Origin of the sequence: Collinsella sp. CLA-AP-H1 (assembly GCF_040092945.1) — a bacterium.
Classification (GTDB): Bacteria; Actinomycetota; Coriobacteriia; order Coriobacteriales; family Coriobacteriaceae; genus Collinsella.
Genome location: NZ_JBBNKO010000020.1, coordinates 18,750 through 30,969 on the forward strand (window position 1 = coordinate 18,750; position 12,220 = coordinate 30,969).

8 protein-coding genes are annotated in these 12,220 nt (G+C 61.3%); all 8 read right to left on the minus strand.

Annotated elements, in window-relative coordinates; genetic code table 11:
- Positions 1-89 precede the first annotated feature (89 nt).
- The 8 genes from AAAV44_RS09205 to secA all read right to left on the minus strand — a co-directional run bounded on the left by AAAV44_RS09205 (position 90) and on the right by secA (position 11,973).
- The gene (locus AAAV44_RS09205) at positions 90-2,225 is read right to left on the minus strand and encodes an RNB domain-containing ribonuclease (RefSeq protein ID WP_349115394.1); all 2,136 of its coding nucleotides are present in this window, start codon (positions 2,223-2,225) and stop codon (positions 90-92) included.
- 123 nt (positions 2,226-2,348) lie between these two features.
- On the minus strand, positions 2,349-3,269 hold the full coding sequence (gene ftsX, locus AAAV44_RS09210; RefSeq protein WP_055310349.1) for a permease-like cell division protein FtsX: 921 nt from the start codon (positions 3,267-3,269) through the stop codon (positions 2,349-2,351).
- Complete coding sequence (gene ftsE, locus AAAV44_RS09215) at positions 3,256-4,476, minus strand: cell division ATP-binding protein FtsE (protein ID WP_022094244.1); 1,221 nt, start codon at positions 4,474-4,476, stop codon at positions 3,256-3,258. Before ftsE ends, ftsX begins: the two co-directional genes overlap by 14 nt.
- Positions 4,477-4,980: 504 nt before the next feature.
- The gene (locus AAAV44_RS09220) at positions 4,981-5,922 is read right to left on the minus strand and encodes a transketolase family protein (RefSeq protein WP_006235309.1); all 942 of its coding nucleotides are present in this window, start codon (positions 5,920-5,922) and stop codon (positions 4,981-4,983) included.
- Between the two features lies 1 nt (position 5,923).
- The gene (locus AAAV44_RS09225) at positions 5,924-6,754 is read right to left on the minus strand and encodes a transketolase (protein ID WP_349115395.1); all 831 of its coding nucleotides are present in this window, start codon (positions 6,752-6,754) and stop codon (positions 5,924-5,926) included.
- A 207-nt stretch (positions 6,755-6,961) separates the two neighbouring features.
- The gene (locus AAAV44_RS09230) at positions 6,962-7,852 is read right to left on the minus strand and encodes a YitT family protein (protein ID WP_006235307.1); all 891 of its coding nucleotides are present in this window, start codon (positions 7,850-7,852) and stop codon (positions 6,962-6,964) included.
- 165 nt (positions 7,853-8,017) lie between these two features.
- Positions 8,018-9,166: a peptide chain release factor 2 gene (gene prfB, locus AAAV44_RS09235; RefSeq protein ID WP_349115396.1), complete on the minus strand. Its 1,149-nt coding sequence runs from the start codon at positions 9,164-9,166 to the stop codon at positions 8,018-8,020.
- Complete coding sequence (gene secA / locus AAAV44_RS09240) at positions 9,166-11,973, minus strand: preprotein translocase subunit SecA (RefSeq protein WP_349115397.1); 2,808 nt, start codon at positions 11,971-11,973, stop codon at positions 9,166-9,168. Before secA ends, prfB begins: the two co-directional genes overlap by 1 nt.
- Positions 11,974-12,220 lie beyond the last annotated feature (247 nt).

The window sequence follows — 12,220 nt, forward strand, 5'->3', positions numbered from 1 at the left end:
CGAGCAGACGGCAAGGTAGCCACGATTCAAATGCGGAGGGCGGCCCCGAAAGACCGCCCTCCGCTCTCTCGCCACGAGTCGGGATTTAGCTAATGGATAAGCTTAAAGTCCAAGTGTCCACGCGTGGTATTGACGCGCGAGACCTCGATAATCACGCGCTGGCCCAGTTCATAGCGAGTCCCCGTGTCGGCGCCCGTCAGCGTAAGCGCGTCCTCGTCGAACTCGAACCACTCGTTGCCCAGGCTCTTAATTGAAACCAGGCCCTCGACCTGTGTTAGGTCCAAGCGCACAAAGAGGCCCATGCTGCTAACCCACGAGACGGTTCCGGCATAGCGCTCACCCAGACGGTCCTCATAGTACTGGGCAATCTTGATCTTTTGCGTCGCATGGCTGGCGGCATCTGCCGCGCGCTCGGCATCGCTACATGCGCGGCAGATCTGCGGCAGAATGCGCGGCAGCGACTCGCGCCCCTTGCCGATCAGCCGCGGCGTACGGACCAAGGCGTCCTTGCCGCCGAGCTGCTCATAGGCCAACTGCAGCTTGAGCACGCGGTGCACCACCAGATCGGGGTAGCGACGGATGGGACTCGTAAAGTGACAGTAGCACGGCGCGGCGAGCGCAAAGTGGCCCTCGTTGCGCGGCTTGTACAGCGCGCGCTGCATGCTGCGCAGAAGCAGCGTGTTAACGAGCGGTGCGTTGGCCGTACCGGCGGCAGCATCAACTGCAGCCTGCAGCTCATCGGGGCTCCCCAGGGCAATACCGGCAGCACGGCGATCGTCGATGATGCCTAGCTGCGCCAGCGCAACGGCGGCACCGTGCAGGCTATCGGGGCTCGGATCCTCATGCACGCGATAGCAGGCCTCGATATCACGGTCTGCCAGCCACTCTGCAACGCACTCGTTGGCGAGCAGCATGGCTTCCTCGATAAGCGACGTGGCGCACGAACGCTCACGCGCCACAATCTGCACGGGTACTCCGTCCTCATCCAACAGAGCACGAATCTCGGCCGTGTCAAAATCGACTGAGCCGCGGGCGCGACGGATACGACGGCGGAGTTCGGCGAGTTCGTTGGCGGCGACAAGGAAATCGCCGAGGTCGACGTTGTAGCCGCGGGCGGCCTCCTCGCACGCAAGACCGCGCTCAAGCGCTTCCTCGCGCGAGGTCTCGGCAGCCGCAACATCCTCAGCGGCGCCTTCCAGCACCGAATACTCAACCGCGCCGGCACGCACCAGCAGCGCCTCGGCGCCGTCATAGTCCATACGCACACGCGAGCGAATCACGCTGGGATACGGATCGTAATGCCGCACGCGACCCTGCGCATCGAGCTCGATATCGACGGTAAACGCAAGACGGTCCTCGTCAGGGCGAAGCGAGCACAGGTCATTGGACAGGCGTTCGGGCAGCATGGGAAGCACGCGATCGGCCAGATACACCGATGTCGTACGATGGCGAGCCTCAAGATCGATATGCCCGTCCCAAGCCACATAGTGTGAAACGTCGGCGATATGCACACCCAGCTTGTAGCCACCCTCGGGCGTGCGCTCCAGCGAAATGGCATCGTCAAAGTCGCGCGCATCGACTGGGTCGATCGTGATGACAAAGCGGTCGCGCAGATCGCGGCGGAGCGGGTCCTTAAGCGCCGCGGACACATCGAGCGAAAGCCCCTCGGCCTCGGCCAGCGCGGCCTCGGGATAGCTATCGGTATAGCCGTAACGCGCCATCACATATTGAACGCCCAAATCGGGCGCGTCATCTCCGCCAATGCGGCGTTCGATCGTCACGGTACCCGATTCCAGGCGCGTCGGGTAGGTCAAAATGCGCGCGACAACAGCATCACCCGGGTGGACACTCAGACGATCCGCCGAGGTATCCTCGGGCAGAATGAAGAAGTCGGCCTTCAGACGCGAATCGAGCGGCTCGATCACACCGAGCGGACCGGCGGTCTGGTACGTGCCCACCACGCTTATGGCTGCACGCTCAACCACGCTTTCGATCACGGCGCGCCGCTCACCGTGCGGGCTGTTCTTAATGCTCACGGCAACGGTATCGCCATCCATGATCTCGCGCTTACCGCGGCCCATGACCTTGTAGTCGCCGTTTTCGGTTACAACGTAGGCGCTATGTTCATGGAGCTGCACGCGCCCGGTCAGGCTCGGACGGCGTTCGCTGCGCACCGGCCCGCGCTGATTGCGAGCTCCACGCTTATGCTTGTTATTGCGCCCCATGGCGCCTCCTAACTATCGATTGCCGTTTACATCCCAAGAGTCTACCCAAATGATCCCTAGGGGACAAAAAACGGGCCGCCCCATAAGAGACGACCCGTTGGAAGGGGTGAATTCCAGGCATGCTTACACGCGCAGGTAGCGGCGCATGGCGATGGCAGAACCAAAGAGACCGATAATCACGCCGACCAGAATCAGCGCAGCATAGGTCACCAGGTAGTACTGCATCGGCAGGGCAAACGACATCCAGCCGATGCTCTCCTGCAGACGCGGAATCATCAAATTGCGCAGCAGCTCCAGAACGCCGATGGAAAGCAGCGAGCCCAAAATGGCCTGCAGCACGCCCTCGGTGATAAACGGGCCACGAATGAAGCCGTTGCTGGCGCCGACCAGACGCATAATCGCAATCTCACGACGACGCGCCGTGATGGACAGGCGAATCGTGTTGTTGATGAAGATGAATGCGATAAAGGTCAGAAGGCCAACGAGCACCACGGCGGCGATGCGGATGTAGTTGGTCACCTGGAACAGGCGGCTCACTTCCTCCTGACCGTACAGCACGCTCGCGTTGACGTCGCCGTCATCCGCGATCTTCTGGAAATCGGCATCCTTCTTGAGCTTCTTGGCCGTGCTCTCGACCTGAGACGGATCGTCCATCTCAATCGCAAACGAGGCGGGCAGCGGGTTCTGGCCGTCGAGCGCGCTCATGGTGGCGTCGGCGTTACCCGACATCTTGCTCGTGTACTCGGCCAGCGCGTCGTCCTTATCCTTATAGGTCACGGACTTGACGTTGCTCCACGTCTTGAGCTCGGCCTCAAAGGCCTGGACGTCTGCCTGATCGGCGTCATCGCTAATAAAGGCATTAATGACAACCTGATCCTCGACGGTACCGATCACGGAGTTCAGCATCGCGGAACCCATAATGAACAGGCCGATGATAAACAGCGAAAGGAAGATCGTGATGACGGCGCCGAGCGAGGTAGTCCAGTTACGGAAGAAGTGGCTGATTGCCTCTTTGAAGGAGTAGCCCACGTTAGTTGGTGCCATAGTTGCCGTAACCTCCCCTCTCCTGGTCGCGGATAACGTGGCCGCCCTCGAGGGCGATCACGCGACGGTGCATGCTATCGACCATCTCGCGGTCGTGCGTGGCGACGATCACGGTGGTGCCAGTGCGGTTAATACGCTCGAGCAGCTTCATGATGCCCAGCGAGATCGCCGGGTCGAGGTTGCCCGTGGGCTCGTCGCAGATCAGCAGCGGCGGACGGTTGACCATAGCACGGGCGACGGCAACGCGCTGCTGCTCGCCACCGGAAAGCTGGTCGGGCAGCGAGTCCATCTGATCGGCCAGACCGACCAGGCGCAGCACCTCGGGCACCTGGCTGCGAATGACGCCCTTGGGCTTGCCGATGCACTGCAGGGCAAACGCCACGTTTTCGTAGGCGGTCTTTTGCGGCAGAAGCTTAAAGTCCTGGAACACGGCGCCAATCTGGCGGCGCAAGAACGGAACCTTGCGGTTCTTGATCTTCATGAGGTCCTGACCGGCAACCAGGATGCGGCCGCTCGTCGGCTTGACGTCGCGGTTGAGCGTCGACAGCAGCGTGGTCTTACCCGAGCCGGAGTGACCGACCAGGAAGACGAACTCGCCCGGATAGATCTCGATGTTGATGTCGTCGAGTGCAGGCTTGTTGGGCTGTGCCGGATAGATCTTGGTGACATGCTCCATAAGGATGACGGGCTCGACACCGGCCTGCTTGGCCATCTTCTTGCGGCTGGCCTGCGGATCGATGGGCGCAAACACCGACGTAAAATCGGGGTTGTTGAGCGCGTTATCGAGGCTTGCGACCTCGGCTGCCTGATCGCTCTCGACCACCGGGGCAGCAGGCTGCGTGGGGTCGGGAATAGCGGCAAAGAGACCGGACTGCGCAGGCTGAGGAGCCGGCGTCGCAGGGGCCAAGGGGTCGGGAATGCCGGCCATGGTAGGCTGCGGCGTGGCGGCACCAGCCTGAGGCTGCTCCACGCGAGCGGTCACGGCCTGAACGGGCTCAAAACCCGCCGTGCCGGAAAGCGCGACATCGCTGGTTGGATTGTAGGCAAAGGGATCGGATGCCGGCTGTGCCTGATCTGCCGGCTGAGCGGGGGCCTGAGCAACAGGCTGGCCCTCTGAATCCGGAGTGGCGAAACGACTGCCCTGGACGCCTGCCTGCGTCTTGGGGGCATCATCGCCCGCACCGGAGGTACGGAAGTGGTTACCCACTGGTGCTCCTTATCGTCGTGCGTTTAAACTACATGAGCGCTTTGTATTTTAGCAGCATTAGCTTTGCTGCACATAAGAAGCATGGCGTGGTTAGGGATCCCGTCGGCCGGACACAGGGTTACTCTCCAAATCGTCCTCGGACATGTCGGAGCCCCCGCTGCGCGCTTCGCGCGGCGGGGGCTCCTCCGTCCTGCGGAAAGATTTGGAGAGTAACCCTGTGCCCGGCCTGCGATAACTAAGGGGTCGCCGCGTTTATCTTGAGGTGCTGCATATACAAAGCTGGAAGGGTCTGAATTGCGCTTTGTCGATATATGCCCTTTTTCCTGATGGGACCGTGCTTGAGGGGCGTCTTCATGAGTTGCGGTGAAATAGGGACTGTTTTACCAGTTAAAAGGTCTAATCAGTCCCTATTTCACCGCAACTGAAACAGGGGCGCTCTCCAAGAGAGCGCCCCTGCCGGGTTTCCATAGTTCTGGCGAAGCAGTCCTTGAGATCCGCCTTGCCTTATGCCAAGAACTCCTTGGTGGTCGCCACGATGTTGGCGGCGTCCAGGCCATACTTGTGCAAGAGCTCGGCACCCGGGCCAGACTCACCGAAGGTGTCGTTGACGCCGATCTTCTTAAGCGGCGTCGGGCACTGCTCGCACAGGACGTCGGCAACGGCGCTGCCCAGGCCACCGATCACAGAGTGCTCCTCGACGGTCACGACGTGGCCGGTCTTGGTGGCGCTCTTGACGATCAGATCGGCATCGATGGGCTTGATGGTGTGCATGTTGATGACCTCGGCGTCGATGCCCTCGGCGGCAAGCTGCTCGGCAGCCTCGAGGGCCTCGCCGACCATCAGGCCGCAGGCGATGATGGTCACATCGGCGCCCTCGCGCATGACAATGCCCTTGCCCAACTCGAACTTGTAGGTCTCGGGGTCGTTGATAACCGGCGAGGCCAGACGGGCGAAGCGCATGTACACCGGACCGTCGCACTCGTAGGCGGCGCGCGTCACAGCGCGGGCCTCCACGTCGTCGGCGGGAACAATCACGGTCATGCCGGGGATAACGCGCATGAGAGCGATATCCTCGCAGCACTGGTGCGTGGCACCATCCTCGCCCACCGAGATACCGGCGTGCGTGGCACCGATCTTAACATTGAGGTGCGGGTAGCCGATGGAGTTACGAACCTGTTCAAAAGCGCGGCCGGCGGCGAACATGGCAAAGGTGCTCGCGAAGGCAACACGACCGGTGGTCGCGATGCCGGCAGCGACGCCCATCAGGTTGCTCTCGGCGATGCCCACATCGAAGAAGCGGTCGGGGCAGGCTGCCTTGAACTTGCCGGTCTGCGTGGCGGCGGCAAGGTCGGCGTCGAGGACCACAAAGTCATCGTGCTCGTTGGCGAGCTCGACGAGGGCCTCGCCGTAGCTTACACGCGTGGCGATTTTCTTGACGTCTGCCATCCTAGAGCTCCTCTCCGGCGGCCGTGAGCTCTGCCATGGCCTGCTCAAACTGTTCATCGTTGGGGGCCTTGCCGTGCCAACCCACCTGGTTCTCCATAAAGGACACGCCCTTGCCCTTCATGGTCTCGGCGATAATGGCGGTCGGCTGGCCCTTGGTGGCGCGAGCCTCGGCAAAGGCGGCGCGGATCTGATCGAAGTCGTTGCCGTCGGCAAGCTCCACCACGTGGAACTTAAAGGCGCGGAACTTGTCGGCGAGCGGCATGGGGTCGTTGACTTCCTCGACGGGGCCGTCGATCTGCAGGCCGTTGTGGTCGACGATCACGCAGAGGCTATCGAGCTGCTGGTTGCCGGCAAACATGGCGGCCTCCCAGACCTGGCCCTCCTCGCTCTCGCCATCGCCCAGCAGGGCGTACGTGCGGTAAGTATCGCCCCAGTGCTTGGCGGCAACCGCCATGCCCACGGCGGCGGAGATGCCCTGGCCGAGCGAACCGGTAGACATGTCAACGCCCGGGGTGTCGTTCATGTTGGGGTGACCCTGCAGGTGGCTGCCGATGTGGCGCAGCGTCTCGAGATCCTCCTTGGGGAAGAATCCGCGCTCGGCGAGCACGGCGTACAGACCAGGCGCGCAGTGACCCTTGGAAAGCACGAAGCGATCGCGATCGGCCTTGCGGGGATCGGCCGGGTCGACGTTCATTTCCTCAAAGTACAGATAGGTCATGATGTCGGCAGCGCCGAGCGAACCGCCCGGATGGCCGGACTTGGCAGCGTGCACGCCGGTGACGATGCCCTTCCTTACCTCGTTGGCAACCTTTTTGAGCTCTTCGTCGCTCATTGTGCCTTCCTTTCATCCTCATTAGACAAAATGCGCACGGCACCGAAGGTAATCCCAACACAGCCGCAATGCACGTACGTCATTCATTATGCTGGAAACTGATGGCTTTACCAGAGTTTTTATCATTATTTGAACAATTTAGCAGGCAGAACCGCTGATGAAACGGTTTATCAATGTGAACGTCTTTTGGATGGAACGCGGTCGCCCCTACGCGCTAATGTCCTTGAATCCCTCGCCGAAGGCTTCCGTAACGTCAGCGACCGTCACAATGGCGTGAGGATCGCGCTCGCGCACGATCGTCTTGAGGGTATTGAGCTCTCGACGGCTCACGATGACCATAATCACCGGCTTCTCGGCACCCGAATACATGCCAGTCGCCTTAAACTTGGTACAACCACGACCCAGGCCATACATGATATCGGCAGCGATATCAGGGAACTTGTCCGAGATGATGAGGACCATACGGCGTTTGTTGCCACCATCGACCACGGCATCGATCACGTAGCCGCTAATGACCATCGAAAGGCCTGCATATAGTGCGTTTTCGATTGAAAAGACCGGAGCCGACAGCGCGCATACGGCAACATCGATCGCCATGACGGTCGAGCCCACCGGCAGCGAGGTGTTACGCGAGATGATTTGGCCAATCGTGTCCGAGCCGCCGGTGTTGGCGCCGGCGCGCAACACCATGCCGTAACCGATGCCCGTAATAATGCCGCCCCACATAGCGGGAAGCATCAGGTCCGCATCCGCCAGAGGTGCTACAAACGGGGCGAACAGATCGGTAAAGAAGCCCAGAAGCACAAAGCCCGTCGCGGTCTGCACCACGTAGAACATGCCGCCCTCGCGCATAACGACCAGCAGCAGCAAGGCATTCATCACGATGGTCTGGATACCGACGGGAAGCGACACGCCTCGCGCCGCGCCGACCGCCTGGATAATAGTCGCAAGGCCCGTAACGCCACCGGCGGCAAGACCGTTGGGAATCAAAAACAGGTCGGTCGCGATGGCGGCCAAGGCACACCCCAACATGATCTGGGGCAGGTCGTGAAAGAAGTTCATCGAAAGAATGCGCTTGATGTCCAGACGATATGCCATGCTGCCTCCCTCAAAAAAGCGCACCCAAACGGATGCGCTTTGAACTTCTTCTTGTATTCGATTCTACCGATTCGCCGGACAAAAACCACCCCTGCGCAGGGTTTATTCTGGATACAAACCCGTCCAACCGCTGGGCTTAGCATCGGCTTGAAGCCGCCCGATGTTTTAGACCTCCGAGCCTTCTGCATCGGCGTTGCCGGTGGCCCAGCGATGGTAGCCAATAACAAACGGGTCCAGGTCGCCATCGTCAAGGACGGCCTCGACATTGCTGGTCTCCACGCCCGTGCGTAGGTCTTTGACCATCTGGTACGGGTAGAGCACGTAGCTGCGAATCTGGTTGCCAAAACCAATCGTGGTCTTGGGTCCGCGAATCTCATCGAGCGCCTCGGCGCGCTTCTCGAGCTCAATCTCGTACAGGCGAGCCTTGAGGATCTGCATGCACGCGGCCTTGTTCTGGATCTGGCTGCGCTCGTTTTGGCAGGTAACCACAATGCCGCTGGGGAAATGCGTCACGCGCACGGCGGAGTCGGTGGTGTTGACGCCCTGACCGCCCGGGCCGCTCGCGTGGTACACGTCCACGCGGATGTCATCGGGACTGATCTCGATGTCGATATCATCGGGTAGCACGGGGATGACCTCGACGCCGGCAAACGTGGTCTGGCGGCGCTTCTTGTCGTCGGTGGGGCTAATGCGAACCAAGCGGTGGACGCCGGCCTCGGCGCGCAGCATGCCAAATGCGTCCTTGCCCTCGACGGTAAAGGTCGCGCGGTCGATGCCGATGACCTCGGCCGCGGGACAGTCGTTGATGGTGACCTTCCAGCCGCGACGCTGGCAGTACTTCATGTACATCTTAAAGAGCATGAAGGTCCAGTCCTGGGCCTCCAGACCACCCTGTCCGGGCTTGATGGTCACGATGGCATCGCCGTGATCGAACTCACTGGTAAACCAGCTCGAAAGCTCAAGCTCATCGATGGCACGGGCCAGGCGCTCAGCCGTGGCTGCAGCCTCCTCGCGAAGGGTGGCGGCGTCGGGGTCATCCCCCATCTCCTCGGCAAGCTCCAGCGCGGCGCGGGCATCGGAAAGCTCGCCGCGCGCGGTGTCCACGGCAGCGATATCTTCCTTGGTGCGCGCGATCTCCTCCATGGTGGCACGGGCGGCGTCGGCGTCATCCCAAAAGCCAGGGACAACACTTTTGGCCTCGAGCTCGAACACGCGGGTACGCTTCTCGTCCAGGTGGAGATACGACTCGACCTCGCCGAGCCGATCCGCGAACGCGTCCAGCTCGGCGGGCGTTACCTCTAAAGCCTCAGCCATTAACGATTCCTGCCGTGGCAGTACTTAAACTTCTTGCCGCTACCGCAGGGGCACGGGTCGTTGCGGCCCACGTTGACGTACGGATCGTCGCTCTCGGACTTGCGATAGGTGGTCACCTTGCCACCGTTGTTGACGGCAGCCGGACCACCCTGGACAGCCGTGCGGGCCTGCACCTGCGCCTGCTTGCGCAGCACCGAGTCGCCGTTGTCACCATCGACCTCGGCAGGACCGGAGAAGCGCGCGCCCTCGAGCGCGGGCTCCTCCTTGTGCTCCACGGCGCGCGGGGCGGCCTTGATCTCGATGCGCAGAACCGTGCGCAGGTAATCCTCATACATGGTATCGACAAGTATCTGGAACGCGCCGTAGGCCTCGGTCTTGTACTCGACCAGCGGGTCGCGCTGGCCAAAGCCGCGCAGGCCGATGCCGGTCTTGAGGTAGTCCATCTCCTGCAGGTAGTTCATCCAGCGGGTATCGATGACGCGCAGCATGACCTGGGTGTTGAGCTCGCGCATCAGGTCCTCGCCCAAGCGCTCGGCCTTCATGTTGTAGCACTTCTCTACGTAAGCCAGGACATCGGCAGCCAGGGCCTCATAATCCTCGTCGGGGAACTTCGGCGTATCGATGTGGCCGGTGAGCTCCACAACCCACTTGCGCAGGCCCTCCAGGTCGCGCTCGCCATCGTGACTGTCCTTAGTGCAGAACTCCTGCACGCAGCGGTACACGGTATCGTGCATGACCTCGGTGATGTGGTCGGTCAGGTCCTTGCCGTCCAGAATCTTATTGCGCTCGGCGTAGATGACCTGGCGCTGCTTGTTCATGACGTCGTCGTACTCAAGGACGCTCTTACGCATGGAGAAGTTGATGCTCTCGACCTTGTGCTGGGCGCTCTCAACGGCCTTGGAGATGATCTTGTGCTGGATGGGCATGTCGTCGCCCATGTCGGCCGTGACCATCATCTTGGAGACGCGGTCCATCTTGTCGCCGCCGAACAGGCGCATGAGGTCGTCCTCGAGCGACAGGTAGAACTGGGTCTCGCCCGGATCGCCCTGACGACCGGAGCGGCCGCGCAGCTGGTTGTCGATACGGCGGGACTCATGGCGCTCGGTTCCGATAACGGTCAGGCCGCCGGCGGCAAGCACGCGCTCGCGCTCGGCCTTGCAGGTCTCCTTGGCCTCGGCGTTAAACTGCTCGAGCTGCTCGGGCGTCACGTCCTCCATGGTCAGGCCCTCGTACTCAAGGCGCTCGCGCACCAGCTCGTCGGGGTTGCCGCCCAGCAGGATGTCGGTACCACGACCGGCCATGTTGGTGGCGATGGTCACGGCGCCGTAGCGTCCGGCCTGGGCAACGATGTGGGCCTCGCGTTCATGGTGCTTGGCGTTGAGGACCTCGTGTGCGATGCCGCGCTTGGTAAGGGCGGCGGACAGCTTCTCGGAGCTCTCGATGGAGACGGTGCCCACCAGGACCGGTTGGCCCTTGGCGTGACGACGCTCAACGTCGTCGGCAACGGCGTTGTATTTAGCCTGAATGGTGCGGTACACCAGGTCCTCGTGGTCCACGCGCTGCACGGGCTTGTTGGAGGGGATGACCTCGACGGGCAGCTTGTAGATCTCGCGGAACTCAGCATCCTCGGTAAGTGCCGTGCCGGTCATGCCGGAGAGCTTGTCATACAGACGGAAGTAGTTCTGCAGGGTGATGGTGGCCAGGGTCTGGTTCTCCTCGCGTACGAGCACGCCCTCTTTGGCCTCAATGGCCTGGTGCAGGCCCTCGGAGTAACGGCGGCCTTCCATAATGCGGCCGGTGAACTCGTCGACGATCTTGACCTCGCCGTTGGTGACCACGTACTGCTTATCACGGTGGAACATGTACTGGGCCTTCAGCGCCTGCTGCAGGTGGTTGACCAGCTGGCCGGAGAGATCGGCATAGATGTCATCGATACCCAGGCGGCGCTCGATCTTCTTAAGACCGCGCTCGGTGGCGGCGATGGTGTGCTTGGCCTCGTCCATGACGTAGTCGCCCGTGGGTTCAACGTCCTCGGTGGCGGTGAGCATGTCGTGCGACACGTCCTCACCGCGCTCCAGGCCGCGCACGGCGCGCGCGAAGTCCTTGTAGGTGCTGGCGGACTTAGTGCCGGCGCCCGAGATAATGAGCGGCGTCCTGGCCTCATCGATCAGGATGGAGTCGACCTCGTCGACGATGGCGTAGTTGTGACCGCGCTGCACGCGCTGCTCGGGACGGGTGACCATGTTGTCGCGCAGGTAGTCGAAACCGAACTCGGAGTTGGTGCCATAGGTGACGTCTGCCTGGTAGGCCGGACGCTTGAGCTCGAGCGGCATGTTGTTCTGGAGCAGACCGACGGTCATGCCCAGGTACTTGTAGATGCGGCCCATCCACTCGGAGTCGCGCTTTGCCAGGTAATCGTTGACGGTAACGACATGCACGCCCTTGCCGGCGATAGCGTTGAGGTAGCCGGACAAGGTGGAGACGAGCGTCTTACCCTCGCCGGTCTTCATCTCGGCAATATGACCCTCATGAAGCGCCATGGCGCCGATGAGCTGCACGTCAAAGTGGCGCATGCCCGTGATGCGCTTGGAAGCCTCGCGCACGGTGGCAAAGGCCTCGGGAAGCATGTCGTCGAGCGACTCGCCGTTGGCGTAACGCTCGCGAAACTTATCGGTCTGGGCGCGGAGTTCCTCCTCGGTCATCTTCTCAAACTGGGGCTCAAGACCGTTGATCTGGTCGACGATCTTGTAGTAGCGCTTAAGGTCCTTATCGGATCCAAAGGACAGCAGCTTTGACATGAATCCCATGTGATTTTCCTTTTTGGCCATCGCCCACGCCGTGCAGCTGCGGGCGAGTTAAACACAGATGATTGTACTTTAGCCAAACAAGGCGCGGCCTATACGGTCGAGCTCGACCGCCACGTAATAACTACGACCAACCTGCCACAATGGGACAGGTTAATTTTGGAGGGTTTATCTGGGCAAACGCCGCCTCTCCGCCATTTGATGCCATGAGGACAGGTTAGTTTGCACTAATCAAAAAGAAAGGTGTTAG

Excerpts from the sequence above, each read along its gene's own strand:
- AAAV44_RS09205 (WP_349115394.1), bottom strand. The coding sequence starts at position 2,225 with ATGGGGCGCAATAACAAGCATAAGCGTGGAGCTCGCAATCAGCGCGGG.
- ftsX (WP_055310349.1), bottom strand. The coding sequence starts at position 3,269 with ATGGCACCAACTAACGTGGGCTACTCCTTCAAAGAGGCAATCAGCCAC.
- AAAV44_RS09220 (WP_006235309.1), bottom strand. The coding sequence starts at position 5,922 with ATGGCAGACGTCAAGAAAATCGCCACGCGTGTAAGCTACGGCGAGGCC.
- AAAV44_RS09225 (WP_349115395.1), bottom strand. The coding sequence starts at position 6,754 with ATGAGCGACGAAGAGCTCAAAAAGGTTGCCAACGAGGTAAGGAAGGGC.
- AAAV44_RS09230 (WP_006235307.1), bottom strand. The coding sequence starts at position 7,852 with ATGGCATATCGTCTGGACATCAAGCGCATTCTTTCGATGAACTTCTTT.
- prfB (WP_349115396.1), bottom strand. The coding sequence starts at position 9,166 with ATGGCTGAGGCTTTAGAGGTAACGCCCGCCGAGCTGGACGCGTTCGCG.
- secA (WP_349115397.1), bottom strand. The coding sequence starts at position 11,973 with ATGGGATTCATGTCAAAGCTGCTGTCCTTTGGATCCGATAAGGACCTT.